This is a genomic window from Sandarakinorhabdus sp. (genome assembly GCF_041689835.1).
In the GTDB taxonomy this organism is placed as follows: domain Bacteria; phylum Pseudomonadota; class Alphaproteobacteria; order Sphingomonadales; family Sphingomonadaceae; genus Sandarakinorhabdus.
The window spans coordinates 1-13,959 of sequence record NZ_JBDNFM010000016.1; the positions used below are offsets into that span (position 1 = coordinate 1).

The window sequence follows — 13,959 nt, forward strand, 5'->3', positions numbered from 1 at the left end:
CTGGCGAAAGCGATCGGCAATGGCCAGCGACAGCAGCAGCGATTCCCAGCCGATGGCGGCAAAGCCCGCCAGATCGACCAGATCATCCTGCGGCAGCAGCCCGAAATTGCGGAAGATACGCAGCACCAGCACGGCCAGCGCCGGCAGCCAGCCGGCTAGATAATACCAGATCGCCCGGCTGCCGCGCAGCCCCGCATAGGCTGATCCGACAATGAGGGTGAGCGTGACGACGATCAGCGCGATGTTGAGCAGAAGATCGCCCAGCTCCGCCGGAAACAACATGTCGAAGGCGGCAAACACCGACGTGAGCGCCACCGCCATGCCCGCCAGCTGGCCAAAATCGATCAGCCGCTGGGGCAGTTTGTTTTTTTCGAGCAGCGTGAAGAAAAAGGCCGCGCCCGACACCACCATCAAGCCAATCAGCAGATAAAACGTGCGCACCGACGCCGGCCCGGCCAGGAACGGAAAGATATTGAGCAGCGCGCCTGTCCACACCAGCAGATACGCCAGGCTGCCGGCCAGCCACACGACATACCAGCGCTGAAAGCCGGTGCGCAGCCAGGTGAGCAGGAACATGTTGTAAACAAAGGCCGAGAACAGCACACCCAGCACAAGGGCGACCTGCACTGTCCAGCGCAACACATGGGCTTCGTGGCCAGGGCCATCCATCGCCTTGATTGTGCGCAGCAGACCCGGCGCATCCATGTTGCGGTAACCGATCTGGATAGCGGCGATATCGCTGCCGGCCACCGGAATCACAAAGCGCAGGTTGTTGCCCATCGTCCAGTTGCGGCCGAGTTCGAACTGGCCGCGGCGGATTACCGCCACCCCGCCGGTGTGGACCACCCGGATTTCGATCGCCGTGAAGCGGACATTGTCGACCACCAGGTTCCAGCGGGCCGGCATCCGGGCGAGGCGCGAAGTATCAACGGCAAACCAGCTCCAGTCTCCGGGCGAATCCGTGGGCGAATCCGGGCCGGCGATCTCGATGGTGGGGGCGATGCACGCGCTGCCTTGGCAGGTTGGAATGAGCCTGTACGCAAGTTGCACGTTTTCGGCACGCGCTGGTGCTACCCAAAGCGCGAAAAACAGCCCCACCACCAAAACGATCAGACCCCTTGATCGCTTGATGAAAGAGGCCAGTCGGCTCACCAGAGCCGATTTCGGTCTGCTGCTTTGGCGCAACAATCCGCCCCTTGCCTAATCCCTCGTAAGAAACAAGCATAAAGGATAAGCCGTTTAAAAACCGTTACCGCCAAGTCGAGACGACGGCGCTACAGCGTGAATTGGCTGAAGAATTGCGCCGAATCAGCCCATCAACTGCCGCACATCGGCCAATCTGCCGGCAATAGCCGCCGCTGCTGCCATTGCTGGTGACAGCAAGTGGGTGCGCGCGCCGGGACCCTGACGGCCAACGAAATTCCGATTCGATGTGCTGGCGCAGCGTTCGCCGGCCGGCACCTGATCGGGGTTCATGCCCAGACACATCGAACAGCCCGGTTCTCGCCATTCAAAACCGGCGTCGATGAAGATGCGGTCCAGCCCCTCGGCTTCAGCCTGGCGCTTGACGAGGCCCGAACCCGGCACCACCAGCGCCTGGCGCACATTGCCAGCCACCGTGCGGCCCTGCACCACCGCCGCCGCAACCCGCAGATCCTCGATGCGGCTGTTGGTGCAGCTGCCGATGAAGATGTTTTCCACAGCCACGTCTTCCATGCGGGTGCCGGCGGTGAGACCCATGTAATCCAGGCTCTTGGCAGCGGCCTCGCGCTTGCCGGCATCGGCGAAACTGGCAGGATCGGGCACGCTGCCGGTGATCGCCACCACGTCTTCCGGGCTGGTGCCCCACGTCACCAGCGGCGCGATGGCGCTGCCGTCGATGGTGATCAGCTTGTCATGGGCGGCGCCCGGATCGGTTTTCAGCGTCTGCCACCAGGCCAGCGCCTTGTCCCAGGCATCGCCCGTGGGCGCGCGCGGGCGGCCCTGCACATAGGCGAAGGTTTTTGCGTCCGGCGCCACTAGGCCAGCGCGGGCGCCAGCTTCGATCGCCATGTTGCACAGCGTCATGCGCCCTTCCATAGACAGCGCTTCGACCACCGGGCCGGTATATTCGATCACGTGGCCAGCGCCGCCGCCCGAACCCAGCACGCCGCAAACCGCCAGCGCGACATCCTTGGCGGAGATGGAGAAACCAAGGCTGCCGGTGACGCGCACTTCCAGCGATCTGGATTGGCGCAGCAGCAGCGTTTGCGTGGCAAAGACATGCTCGACCTCCGATGTGCCGATGCCGAAGGCCAGTGCGCCGAAGGCACCGTGGGTGGCGGTGTGGCTGTCCCCGCAGACCAAGGTGACGCCGGGAAAGGTGAAGCCCTGTTCCGGGCCGATGACATGCACGATGCCCTGCTGCGGCGCGTCGATGCTGTAAAGTTCCACGCCGAAATCGGCACAATTGGTTACCAGCGCTTCCAGTTGCGCCTTCGACATCGGATCGAGGATCGGGAGCCGGCGATCTGTTGTGGGCACATTGTGATCGGGCACGGCCAGCGTGAGATCGGGCCGGCGCAGCTTACGGCCGGCGAGGCGCAACGCTTCGAACGCCTGCGGCGTCGTCACCTCGTGAATGAGATGGCGATCAATGAAGATCAGCGCGGTGCCGTCTTCCAGCGTTTCGACGACATGATCGTCCCAGATTTTCTGATAAAGGGTGCGTGGGCTCATGGTTGTGGCTGTGCCAAGCCTTTCCGGCAAAATCCAGCGCCATTTCTGCGCGACAGGCGCCGGCCTGGCGCTGCCGCATCTTTTTCCAGTTTTGACGAATTGTATCGAATCAGAGAAAAAATGGCATGGTCCATATCGCCTTCAGTTGCGGCTAAGCGATTGGCAGTGATGACAGATTCGGCCCGTGTAGGACAGGCCTTCAGGCCCGACCGGCGATCTGTCCCAGCGCGGCCGTCAGCGCGTCCACTTCCTCCAGCGTGTTATAGTGGGTGAAGCCCACCCGCACCGCACCGCGATCCCGCAAGCCGAGCACGCCGGCCGGTTCCCAAGCGTAATAATAGCCGTTCCACACGAACATGTTGCGGGCAGCAAGATTGGCCGCGATGGCATCGGCGCTGTGGCCGGCAATCTCGAACGTGAAGGTTGCGACGCGTTCGTGGAGGCGGTTGGCGTTGGCGATGCCGTGCAGCGTGAGGCCCGGCACGGCGGCAATGCCGGTGAGGAAGCGCCGCATCAATTCGGTTTCATGCGCCTGCGCCGCCGCCAGCCCAGCGGCCAGCCGCTGCCGCAGCGGCGCATCAGCGCTCACGGTGCCCGCCGCAATGCCCAGCCAGGCCAGATGCTCGATGGCGGCGGTGGTGCCGGCCATGGCTTCGAAACTTGGCGTGCCGGGCATCAGCCTGGTGGGCATCACATCGGCCGACGGGCGGACTTTCAGGGGCCTGATCAGCCCCTGCAAACGGTGCGAAACAAACGCCATTCCAAGATGCGGGCCAAAGAATTTATAGGCCGAAGCCGCCAGCAGATCGCAGCCGATGGCGCCCACATCCAACGCGATATGCGGCGCGGACTGCACGGCATCAACGATGCTCACTGCGCCCACGGCCCGGGCAGCGGCGCAAACGGCAGTGACATCGTTGATGGTGCCGAGGAAATTGCTGGCATGGCCAACCGCCACGGCGCGGGTGCGCGCGTCGATCAGATGGGGCAGCGTTTCCAGCTTGAGCGCAAACGTCTCGCGGTCCCACTCGATGAACCGCACTTCCACCCCGCGCGCCTCAGCGGCTTGCAGCCAGGGCGCGACGTTGGCATCGTGATCCATGCGGGTGAGCAGGATATTGTCCCCCGCCTGCCAGTTCGCGGCAATCAGCGGCGCGAGCTGGAAAAACAGGCTGGTGGTGTTCAGCCCGAAGATCACTTCATCTTCGCCGCAATTGAAGAAGGCCGCGGCGCTGGCAATCGCGGTATCGGCGATGGCGCCGGCGGCCACCGACGTGCGGAACTTGCCGCCATCATTGGCGCAGGCGGCAATCATGGCGTGGCTCATCGCCTCGACCACCCGGCCCGCAACCTGGGTGCCGGCCGGCGCATCGAGATAAAGCCGCGGCGCGCCGTCATCGGAGAGGGCCAGCGCCGGAAAGGCGGCCCGCACTTGGGTTATTGGCAGCATGGTCATTCCCAATCTCAATCGTCTTCGAGCAGCGGCAGTTGCACTTGGTTGGCCGGCGGCACCAGCCCCAGATGTTTCCACGCCGGGCCGTTCAACATGCGGCCGCGAGCGGTGCGGGCGATCAGGCCCTGCTGGATCAGGAACGGCTCGATCACGTCTTCAACCGTGTCGCGCGCTTCGGACAGGCCAGCGGCCAGGGTTTCGATGCCCACCGGCCCGCCGCGATAGATATCGGCGATCATCATCAAATAGCGCCGGTCCATCGCATCAAGCCCGAGCCGGTCCACTTCCAGCCGGTTGAGCGACGCGTCGGCAATGCGCGCGGTGACTTCGGCCTGACCCGCCGCGGCCGCGAAATCGCGCACCCGCCTGAGCAAGCGCCCGGCGATGCGCGGCGTGCCGCGGGCGCGGGCGGCAATCTCGCGGGCGCCGTCGGAGGTGAGCGGCAGTTCGAGCAACCGCGCGGCGCGGGTGACGACCTGTTCGAGTTCATCCACCGAATAAAAGTTCAGGCGCAGCGGAATGCCGAAGCGGTCGCGCAGCGGCGTGGTCAGCAGCCCGGCGCGGGTGGTGGCGCCCACCAGCGTGAAGGCCGGCAAATCGATACGCACGCTGCGCGCCGACGGGCCTTCGCCAATCATGATGTCCAGCACCCGGTCTTCCATCGCCGGATACAGGATTTCCTCAACGGCGGGCGACAGACGGTGGATTTCATCGATGAACAGCACATCATGCGGTTCGAGATTGGTGAGGATGGCCGCCAGATCGCCGGCCTTGCCAATGACGGGGCCTGACGTGGCGCGGAACCCCACGCCCAGTTCGCGCGCCACGATCTGTGCCAGCGTTGTCTTGCCGAGGCCGGGCGGGCCGTGCAGCAGCACATGGTCCATCGCCTCGCCGCGCCCCCGCGCCGCCGCGATGAACACGCCAAGATTTTCGCGCAAGCCCTGCTGGCCGATAAACTCGTCCAGCCCCTTGGGCCGCAGCGCGGCATCGATGTCGTCAGGGCGACGCTGGGGGGCGAGATCGGCGGTCATTGGGTGCAAACGGCCTTACCGCGCGCTTTTCTTGAGCGCCACCCGCACCACATCATTCAGTGCGGCGCTTGCCCCCAATTCGGCGAGCGCTTCGGAAACCGCGCGGCTCGCGTCCATCGGACGGAAACCGAGCGCGGCGAGCGCTGCCATCGCATCATCCACCACGCGCGCGCCGGCCTGCAACGGCAGCGGCGCACCGGCGGCCATGGCAATCCCGCCCAATTTTCCGCGCAATTCGTTGGCGATGCGCGCGGCGAGCTTGGGGCCAACACCGTTGGCGCGGGCCAGCGATGCCGCATCGCCAGCCGCCACTGCGTGCGCGACCTGATCGGGGGTGAGCACGGACAGGATGTTGAGCCCGACGCGCCCGCCGACACCCTGAACCGTGATCAGCGCGCGAAACGCGGCTTGCTCGCTTTCCGACACGCAGCCGAACAGAGTGATGGCGTCTTCACGCACCTGGGTTTCGATGTGGAGCACCACGTTCTGCCCCACCGACAGCGCCGACAATGTGCGCGTGGAGGCCTGCACCAGATAGCCGACGCCGTTCACATCGACGATCACGCTATCTGCCGAAACGCTGTCCACCAGCCCCTTCAACCGCGCAATCACAGCAGCCCCCTTCGCAAACTGGCGCCCAAATGCGCGTGGGCGATGGCCACGGCGAGCGCATCCGCTGCGTCCGCCCCCACCACTTTCACGCCCGGCAGCAATCGTTCCACCATCGCCTGCACCTGGTTCTTGTCCGCGTTGCCCACACCGGTCAGCGCCTTCTTCACCAGCCTTGTGGCATATTCCGCCACTGGCAGGCCAGCACGCGCCGCACACAGCAGCACGACGCCGCGCGCCTGGCCCAGTTTCAGCGTCGATTGCGGATTCGCGTTGACGAACACCTCCTCCACCGCCGCTTCGGTTGCGCCATGCTCGCCGATAACCGCCATCAAGCCATCGTGCAGAGCCACCAGCCGCTCGGCCAGCGGGGCACCGGGAAGCGTCTTTACCGTGCCATGGGCGATATGCTTAAGGCGATTTCCGTCCGCCACGATCACGCCCCACCCCGTCGCCGCCAGCCCGGGATCGAGGCCGAGGACCAACCTCACTTGGGGCCGTTGCTCAATGTCACGAACGTCTCACTGCGCAGCTTCCACCCCGTCGGCGTGGGCACCCACACCGCCAAATATTCACCGCTCACCCGGCCCGACAGGCTGCCGCCGGTCCAGCGCCCACGTTCCATCGTGCGCAGCGGCGGCACGGCGACTATCACCACGTCGGGCGTGCGAACAAAGCCCAAGAAACCCGGCGTCTTGAAGGCGCGGGCAAAATAATCGGCCATTGCATCGGCGCCGGCGATGGCTTCACCGCCGGTACCGGCAATGCCGACATAGCCATCACCAAGCGCAGCGCGGACGCCGGCAACATCGCGGGCAGCGATGGCGGCATTATAGGCGGCGCGGGCGGCCTTGATGTCTTGCACCGGATCGGCGGCGGCAGGTGTGGCCATGATCATCAACAGTGCACCCAGTGCCGGCTTCACAGCGCCGCCAGCACGTCTTCGGGCACATCATAATTGCCCCAGACGGTCTGCACGTCATCATCTTCTTCCAAAGCGTCGAGCAGCTTGAGCAACAGCAGCGCATCCGCTTCGCCAACGCGCACCATCAGGCCCGGCTTCCACGCCAGCTTGATGGCTTTGGCTTCACCCAACACGGCTTCCAGCGCCTTGGCGGTTTCGTGCAGGGCACCGGTTGCGGTCCAGATTTCGTGGCCGTCATCGGAAGATTGCACATCGTCGGCGCCGGCTTCCGATGCGGCTTCGAACACGGCATCGGCGCTGCCGGCCTTGGCCGGATACACAATCAGGCCCAGCCGTTCAAAACCGTGGCTCACCGATCCCGATGCGCCCAGATTGCCGCCGTTCCTTGCCATGAAGGTGCGCACGTTGGTGGCGGTGCGGTTGCGATTATCGGTAAGGCTTTCGATGATCAGCGAGACGCCGCCGGGGCCAAAGCCTTCATAGCGCACTTCTTCGTAATTGGCGGTGTCGCTTGACTGGCTCTTGTCGATGGCGCGCTGGATATTGTCCTTGGGCATGCCTTCGGCCCGGGCGGCGAGCACAGCGGCGCGCAGGCGCGGGTTGTTGGCCGGATCGGGCATGCCCATCTTGGCCGCGACGGTGATTTCGCGCGAAAACTTGGAAAACAAGGCGCTGCGCTTTTTGTCCTGCGCGCCCTTGCGGTGCATGATGTTCTTGAATTTGCTGTGGCCGGCCATGATCGTTCAACTGGTTGTGAAACGGGATGGCTGCGGCCTTAGCAACCACCGCGCCAATCGGCAATCAGCGCAGCCTGATGAGGGTGACGATGAGGCCGGGCATCAAGGTCCTGCCGGTTCAGGCCAGCGCGGCCAGCGCCTGTTTGAGCATCACGCCGCACAGATGGGCGCGATATTCGGCACTGGCGTGAATGTCGGTGCTCAGATCGTCGGCGGGCAACACCAGCTCGGCCGTATCGCTGCCGGCAGCCAGCGCGGTTTCCGCTTCCGTCCAGCGGAACACGCCCGGCCCGGCCCCTGTCACTGCAACGCGCCACGCGCTGGAACTCTGGTCCGCGTGGCGGGCCACATACACGCCCACCACCGCATAGCGCGAGGCCGGATGGCGGAATTTGGCATAGGCAGATGCTTGCGGAATTGCGAAGCCGACGCGGGTGATGATCTCGCCGTCCGCCAGCGCAGTGGAGAACATGCCTTGGAAGAAATCGGCGGCGGCGTGGCTGCCGCGGTCCGTCTCGATCACCGCATCCAGCGCCAGTGCGGCGGCGGGATAATCGGCGGCGGGATCGTTGTTGGCCAGGCTGCCACCCAGCGTACCGCGGTTGCGCACCTGCGCGTCGCCAATGAGGATGGCAAGGCCGGCAAGGCCCGGAATCGCCGCCGCACCCGCCGCAACATCGGCGTGGAGGGTCATCGCGCCAATCCACAGGCGGCCGCCGTCGCTTGCGATGCCCGACAGGCCCAGCCCCGACAGATCAACCAGTGCATCGGGCATGCGCAGCCGCGATTTCATGGCTGGGATCAGCGTATGGCCGCCGGCGATGTACGCCGCCTCCCCGGCTTCCCCCATGAACGAGGCAGCGGCAGCAGCAACGCTGGCCGGACGGTGCAGGGCAAAATCACGCATGAGCCATTTCCCCCATCGCGGCGGCACCGGCCACGATCGCCTTGACGATATTGATGTAGCCCGTGCAGCGGCACAGATTGCCTTCGAGCTCGTGGGTGACCAGTTCCGGCGTCAGCGTGGTGCCATGCTTGCGCACCATTTCCAATCCGGCCATCACCATGCCCGGCGTGCAGAATCCGCATTGCAGGCCGTGCTCGGTGCGGAACGCCTGCTGCATGGGGTGCAGCGCTTCGGCGGTGCCCCCACCTCCACCAACGCCTTCGATGGTGGTGATCGCCGCGCCCTGCGCCTGCGCTGCCAGAATGTTGCACGCCTTCACCGCCGCGCCGTCCACCAGCACGTTGCACGCGCCGCACTGGCTGGTGTCGCAGCCGATGTGGGTGCCGGTCAGCCCCAATTGATCGCGCAAAACCTCCACCAGCAAGGCGGCGGCCGGGGCCTCCACCGCGTGGTTCTGGCCATTGATGGTCAGCGTCATCTGCATCCGGATTTCCCTCTTTGCCTACAGCCTATCGCGGTGCGGCGCTGCCGGCAATCAACTGGCGCGGCTGGCCATCATCTGTTTCAAGCCTTCGGCCTGTTCGGCAATCGCCTGCGCGCCCAGCGGGCTGGCCTTGGCGCGGGCCCACCAGGCAGCGAGGCCGGGATTTGCCGTCACCAGCGCCTTGGTTGGCATCTTGCCGTCCAGCGCATCGAAGAAGAAAAACAGCGGGATCAGCGCGGCATCTGCCTGGGTGAAGCTGTCACCATGGGCAAATTCATCGGCGGCGTTGCGGTAATGCTCGATATAGCCCAGCGCCTCGGCCATGCCCTTAAGTGCGTCGGGCACGCCGGCGGGGTTCTCGCGGCCACGGAACAGCCCGCCCAGTTGCGGCACCACATAGCTGTCTGCCAGCCGCACCAGCAGCCGCACCTTGGCAGCGCCGGCGGCATCGGTCGGCACCAGTTTCGGGCCAGGCAACGCCATGTCCAGATAATCGGCGATGACCTGGCTTTCCGGCAACGCCAGATCGCCATCGACCAGCAGCGGCATCTTGCCCGTCGGACACAGGGCCAGATAGTCCGGGCACTTGATGCCGCCTTCGAAGTTTCCCAACGTCACTTCCGCGCCCTTGGCCCGGCTCACCAGCAGCGGCCGCATCACGAACGGTGACAGTTTTCCGCCATAAAGTATCATCAGTTTTCCCCCGTTCACAGGCCGAGCGCGGCCTTGTAAGTTTCCAGCAACGCTTCGGCTTCCTGCCGGGCGGCCGCTTCCATTTTCCGCAAGCGCACCAGCGATTTCATCGTCTTGATGTCGAATCCGGTGCCCTTGGCTTCGGCATAGACATCCTTGATGTCGTCGGCGGTGCCCTTCTTTTCCTCTTCCAGCGTTTCGATGCGCTCGATGAACAGGCGCAACTGGGTGGCGGACACGTTCTCGTCGGTCATGATGATCCCTGTAGTGAAGTCTTGTCGGAGCCGGTTACCGGACGGCCTCGTTCTTCGCCAGCGATTCGGCCATACGATCCAGTTGTTCCTTGCTGGCAGGTTGCTGGTGCAACGCCTTCCATTGCGCTTGGCTCATCCCGCAAACATGGCTGCGCCCCTCGTCCTTGCTCAAGACCAGTCCGCGCTTTTCGGCTTCCTCGTGCAGCCAGTCGCCAAGGCAGTTACGGCAAAAGCCGCTCCAGCCCATCAAATCGATATTCTGCACATCGCTGCGCTGCTCAAGGTGCAGCATCAGACGGCGAAAGGCTGCGGCTTCAAGCTGTTCCCGCACTGCGTCATCGGCCAGGATCGTCATCGCTCTGTCTCTCTTCTGTGGCACTGGGCCGCATCAGCCGCTAGAGTGGCGGCAGATCAACGACAAGGCGCCTGCATGAGCCGACATCTTCAACCAAGGGCGCGCCGGGTCAAGGTGCTGGCCACATTGGGCCCGGCGTCGGCCACCGAAGAAATGATCGGCAAGCTGCACGCCGCCGGCGCCGACGCCTTCCGGGTGAACATGAGCCACGGCAGCCACGAAAGCCAGGGCAAGCTGATCGCGGCCGTGCGCGCCGTCGAGAAGGCAGGCGGGCGGCCCATTGCCATCCTCGCCGATTTGCAAGGCCCCAAACTGCGTGTGGGCCGCGTCGCCGGCGGCAGCGCTGAACTGGTGAAGGGCCAGGCGTTCCGTTTCGACCGCCACACCGCGCCCGGCGACGGTGCGCGCGTATGCCTGCCGCACAAGGAGATTTTTGCCGCGTTGCACCCCGGTGCGCGGCTGCTGGTGGATGATGGCAAGATCGTGCTGCGCGCCACCGCCGTTTCGGCCGACGCCATCGATTGCGTGGTGGAAGTGCCCGGTACCATCAAGGACAACAAGGGCGTGAATGTGCCCGATGTGGTGGTGCCGCTGCCGGCGCTGACGCCAAAGGATCGCGCCGATCTGGCCTTTGCGCTGGATTGCGGGGTGGATTGGATCGCATTGAGCTTTGTGCAGCGCCCCGAAGACGTGGCCGAAGCCCGCAGCCTGATCGGCGGCCGCGCCGCGCTGCTAGCCAAGATCGAAAAACCGGCAGCGCTGGAGCGGCTGGAGGAAATATTGGAAATCGCCGATGCGGTGATGGTGGCGCGCGGCGATCTGGGTGTCGAACTGCCGCCGCAAAACGTGCCGCCCGCACAAAAACGCATCGTCGCCATGGCGCGCAGCCTGGGCAAGCCGGTGGTGGTGGCGACGCAGATGCTGGAATCGATGATCACCAGCCCTTCGCCCACCCGCGCCGAAGTTTCGGATGTGGCCACCGCCATCTATGACGGGGCGGACGCGGTGATGCTGTCCGCCGAAAGCGCCGCTGGCGATTGGCCGGTGGAAGCCGTCACCATGATGGATGCCATCGCGGGCCAGGTGGAGGCTGATCCCGGTTATTATGGCCGCGTGCATTTTACCGAAGTGGCGGTCGGCCGCTCCACCGCTGCCGCCATCACGGCAGCGGCGGCCGAAATCAGCCGCACGGTGGGCGCGCGCGCCATCGCCTGCTTCACCATTTCCGGCTCCACCGCGCGGCGGGCGGCACGCGAACGGCCATCGGTGCCGGTGCTGTGCCTCACCCCCAGCCAGACCACGGCGCGGCGCATGGCGCTGGTGTGGGGCGTACACGCCGTCACCACCCGCGATGTCGGCAATTTCGAAGACATGGTGGCCAAATCCAAGCGCATGGCGCTGCGCACCGGCCTTGCCCGCGGCGGCGACCCGCTGGTGCTGATCGCAGGCGTGCCGTTCTCCACGCCAGGCACCACCAACGTCGTCCACGTCGTGCACCTCACCGGAGACGAGCTGAAGAATTATTGAGCGAGAAGGCCCGCCGCGGCCAGTTCGGCAGCGAGTGTTTCGGCATTTGTGAACAGGTGACCGGCAAAGCCATTGGCCTGTGCCGCCGCGATATTTTCGGGCCGATCATCAACAAACAGCCCCTCGCGCGGTACCAAACCGAATCGGCACAGCGCGAGCTGGTAGATGGCGGCGCCGGGCTTGGTCAGCCGTTCCTCACCCGATACGATGATGTTCTGGAAAAGGTCGAAAACCGGCCATTGCGCGCGGAACGGCGGCCAGAATTCGTGACTGAAATTGGTAATGGCAAACAACGGCACGCCGCGCGCCGACAGGCGCTCCACCAATTCGATCATGCCGGGGATCGCGCCCGTGATGGTCTCGTTGAAGTGCGGGCCGAACAGGCTGATCAGATCGGCCTCGGCCGGGAAGCGGGCGATCAGTTCGGCGCTGGTTTGGGCAAAGGGGCGGCCCGCGTCATGCTGGAAATGCCACGCCGGGGTGACGACTTCGGCGAGAAACCAGTCCAGCCGCGCTGGATCGGGGATGAAATGCGCGTAAAAGGCACGAACGTTCCAATCGAACAGCACATTGCCGACATCAAAGACAACTGCGCGCAGCATGGGCATATCCAAAAACAGCAAAACCCCCGCCGGATGGCAGGGGCTTGCGTTTCAACCAGCTGCCGCGTGGGACAGCTGCGCCGGGTTCAGCCCTGGCGGGCCTTGAAGCGCGGGTTGGTCTTGTTGATCACGTAGGTGCGGCCACGGCGGCGCACGACCTGGCAATCGCGGTGGCGGCCCTTGAGGCTCTTGAGGCTGTTGCGGACCTTCATGGAAAATTCCGGGCTGAATCAGGGGTTGAATTGGTCGGCCGGGGCTAAGGGAGCGCGGGCGCTTTGTCAACCATCGCAGCAGCCAAAACCCTGGCTCGTTCAGCTTGGGTTGCAACCGGCTGGCTCACATGCAAGCTGCCTGCAACACCATCCTGGAAATCTGCCATGCGCCGCCCCACCTTCAACCATGCTCTAACCTTTGCCGCAATCAGTGCTTCACTGTTGTTGCTGCCGGCAGCGGCCATCGCGGCGACCGCCCGCGTCGAGGTCACCCGTTTTCACCTGCTGGCGCCGCCAGCGCCGGCGATTATCGGTGCCAGCATCGCCGTCGAACCAGCCGCGCCGCCAGCAGGCGCCGGTGCGCCGCCAGCGCCGCCCTCACTGCAATTCAGCGTGTTGGCGGCGGCAGCCAATGGCGCGCTTGCCCGTGCCGGCTTCAAGCCCGTGGCCGAGGGCCAGCCGGCCGATTATGTCGCCCGCATCGCACTCACCGGCAACAGCGAGCTGGTTCAGCGCCGCTCTCCCTTTTCCATCGGGCTAGGCGGCGGCACCGGCGGCTGGAATGGCGGTGTTGGCGGCGGTTTGTCGTTCCCGATTGGCGGCGGCGCGCGCACTGTCACCGCCGCGCTGATGACGATGCAGATCAGCCGCAGAAGCGACAACACCACCGTGTGGGAAGGCCGCGCCACCACCATCGCCCCCGCTGCCGACCCGTTCAGCGCCGCGCCGGTGCTGCTCGAAGCCCTGCTCAAAAACTTTCCCGGCCAGAGCGGGCAAAGCGTGAAGCTGAAAGTGAAAATCGCCCAATGATTCGCGCCGATAGCGCATTCGATTCCGGCAACATCAAAGCCGAACGCATCACCGGCCCGCACGAGATCGTGCTGAGCATCAACAAGGATGCCAACAGCGATTTCTACCAGTGGTTCCATTTCCGCCTGTCGGGCGCCAAGGGCCAGCGCTGCGTCATCCGCATCATCGATTTGAATGGCAGCGCCTATCCCGGTGGCTGGCCCGACTACCGCGCCTGTGTGTCCGACGATCGCCAGAGCTGGCGGCGGGCCGAGACCAGTTTCGATGCCAAATCCGCGGGCGGCACCCTCACCATCATCGTCACACCAGAGGTGGACCAGATCTGGCTGGCCTATTTCGCGCCCTACAGCCTTGAACGCCACCACGACCTCATTGCCCGCATCGCGGCCCGGCCGGGCGTGGCGGCGGATGTGCTGGGCCACAGCCTCGATGGTCGGCCCATCGACCGCCTGGTGGTGGGCACGGGCGCCAAATCCGTGTGGCTTTATGCCCGCCAGCATCCCGGCGAAAGCATGGCGGAGTGGTGGATGGAAGGCGCGCTGGAGCGGCTGACCGACCCGCACGACCCGGCGGCGCGAAAACTCCGCAGCGAGGCGACTTTCCACATCGTGCCCAACATGAACCCCGATGGCAGTGTGC

Annotated in this window: 18 protein-coding genes; 3 read left to right on the top strand and 15 right to left on the bottom strand. The window is 65.0% G+C overall.

Annotated features, from left to right (window positions below):
* The 13 genes from ACESL8_RS00740 to ACESL8_RS00800 form a co-directional block, all read right to left on the bottom strand.
* Window positions 1–1,152 (bottom strand): 7TM-DISM domain-containing protein (locus ACESL8_RS00740; protein ID WP_372914884.1); only part of this gene is annotated, 1,152 nt, incomplete at its 3' end.
* 156 nt (window positions 1,153–1,308) lie between these two features.
* Window positions 1,309–2,718, bottom strand: coding sequence for a 3-isopropylmalate dehydratase large subunit (gene leuC / locus ACESL8_RS00745; protein WP_372914886.1), 1,410 nt, complete (start codon window positions 2,716–2,718; stop codon window positions 1,309–1,311).
* Between the two features lie 199 nt (window positions 2,719–2,917).
* Window positions 2,918–4,174 (bottom strand): cysteine desulfurase-like protein, encoded by a 1,257-nt coding sequence (locus ACESL8_RS00750; RefSeq protein WP_372914888.1) that lies wholly within the window; start codon window positions 4,172–4,174, stop codon window positions 2,918–2,920.
* Window positions 4,175–4,182: 8 nt separating this feature from the next.
* Window positions 4,183–5,205, bottom strand: a complete 1,023-nt coding sequence (gene ruvB / locus ACESL8_RS00755) for a Holliday junction branch migration DNA helicase RuvB (RefSeq protein WP_372914890.1) — start codon at window positions 5,203–5,205, stop codon at window positions 4,183–4,185.
* A gap of 15 nt (window positions 5,206–5,220) precedes the next feature.
* Complete coding sequence (ruvA, locus tag ACESL8_RS00760) at window positions 5,221–5,817, bottom strand: Holliday junction branch migration protein RuvA (protein WP_372914892.1); 597 nt, start codon at window positions 5,815–5,817, stop codon at window positions 5,221–5,223.
* Window positions 5,814–6,305: a crossover junction endodeoxyribonuclease RuvC gene (gene ruvC / locus ACESL8_RS00765; protein WP_372914894.1), complete on the bottom strand. Its 492-nt coding sequence runs from the start codon at window positions 6,303–6,305 to the stop codon at window positions 5,814–5,816. The genes ruvA and ruvC overlap by 4 nt, the downstream gene beginning before the upstream one ends.
* Window positions 6,302–6,739 (bottom strand): DUF4440 domain-containing protein, encoded by a 438-nt coding sequence (locus ACESL8_RS00770; RefSeq protein ID WP_372914896.1) that lies wholly within the window; start codon window positions 6,737–6,739, stop codon window positions 6,302–6,304. The genes ruvC and ACESL8_RS00770 overlap by 4 nt, the downstream gene beginning before the upstream one ends.
* Window positions 6,736–7,476, bottom strand: coding sequence for a YebC/PmpR family DNA-binding transcriptional regulator (locus tag ACESL8_RS00775; RefSeq protein WP_372914898.1), 741 nt, complete (start codon window positions 7,474–7,476; stop codon window positions 6,736–6,738). Before ACESL8_RS00775 ends, ACESL8_RS00770 begins: the two co-directional genes overlap by 4 nt.
* A gap of 118 nt (window positions 7,477–7,594) precedes the next feature.
* Window positions 7,595–8,383 carry a xanthine dehydrogenase family protein subunit M gene (locus ACESL8_RS00780; RefSeq protein WP_372914900.1) on the bottom strand — a complete coding sequence of 263 codons (789 nt, stop codon included), beginning with the start codon at window positions 8,381–8,383 and terminating at the stop codon, window positions 7,595–7,597.
* Window positions 8,376–8,867, bottom strand: a complete 492-nt coding sequence (locus tag ACESL8_RS00785) for a (2Fe-2S)-binding protein (protein WP_372914902.1) — start codon at window positions 8,865–8,867, stop codon at window positions 8,376–8,378. The genes ACESL8_RS00780 and ACESL8_RS00785 overlap by 8 nt, the downstream gene beginning before the upstream one ends.
* 51 nt (window positions 8,868–8,918) lie before the next feature.
* Window positions 8,919–9,560: a glutathione S-transferase family protein gene (locus ACESL8_RS00790; RefSeq protein WP_372914904.1), complete on the bottom strand. Its 642-nt coding sequence runs from the start codon at window positions 9,558–9,560 to the stop codon at window positions 8,919–8,921.
* 14 nt (window positions 9,561–9,574) lie between these two features.
* Window positions 9,575–9,814 carry a DUF2312 domain-containing protein gene (locus tag ACESL8_RS00795; protein ID WP_372914906.1) on the bottom strand — a complete coding sequence of 80 codons (240 nt, stop codon included), beginning with the start codon at window positions 9,812–9,814 and terminating at the stop codon, window positions 9,575–9,577.
* 34 nt (window positions 9,815–9,848) lie between these two features.
* Window positions 9,849–10,169 (bottom strand): DUF1244 domain-containing protein, encoded by a 321-nt coding sequence (locus ACESL8_RS00800; protein ID WP_372914908.1) that lies wholly within the window; start codon window positions 10,167–10,169, stop codon window positions 9,849–9,851.
* A 75-nt stretch (window positions 10,170–10,244) separates the two neighbouring features.
* On the opposite strand from ACESL8_RS00800, the gene pyk reads away from it, so the two are divergent.
* The gene (gene pyk, locus ACESL8_RS00805; RefSeq protein ID WP_372914910.1) at window positions 10,245–11,696 is read left to right on the top strand and encodes a pyruvate kinase; all 1,452 of its coding nucleotides are present in this window, start codon (window positions 10,245–10,247) and stop codon (window positions 11,694–11,696) included.
* On the opposite strand, the gene ACESL8_RS00810 is transcribed toward pyk, so the two are convergent.
* Both ACESL8_RS00810 and ykgO read right to left on the bottom strand, forming a co-directional pair.
* A complete protein-coding gene (locus tag ACESL8_RS00810) occupies window positions 11,690–12,298 on the bottom strand; it encodes an HAD family hydrolase (RefSeq protein ID WP_372914912.1) in 609 nt (202 codons plus the stop codon). The genes pyk and ACESL8_RS00810 overlap by 7 nt on opposite strands.
* Window positions 12,299–12,384: 86 nt before the next feature.
* Complete coding sequence (gene ykgO, locus ACESL8_RS00815; protein ID WP_372914914.1) at window positions 12,385–12,510, bottom strand: type B 50S ribosomal protein L36; 126 nt, start codon at window positions 12,508–12,510, stop codon at window positions 12,385–12,387.
* Window positions 12,511–12,675: 165 nt separating this feature from the next.
* Here ykgO and ACESL8_RS00820 point away from each other — a divergent pair, with 165 nt between their 5' ends.
* Together ACESL8_RS00820 and ACESL8_RS00825 are read left to right on the top strand one after the other, a co-directional pair.
* Complete coding sequence (locus tag ACESL8_RS00820) at window positions 12,676–13,320, top strand: DUF4136 domain-containing protein (protein WP_372914916.1); 645 nt, start codon at window positions 12,676–12,678, stop codon at window positions 13,318–13,320.
* Window positions 13,317–13,959, top strand: a 643-nt coding sequence (locus tag ACESL8_RS00825) for a M14-type cytosolic carboxypeptidase (RefSeq protein ID WP_372914918.1), incomplete at its 3' end; no start/stop codon positions are given. The genes ACESL8_RS00820 and ACESL8_RS00825, both read left to right, overlap by 4 nt.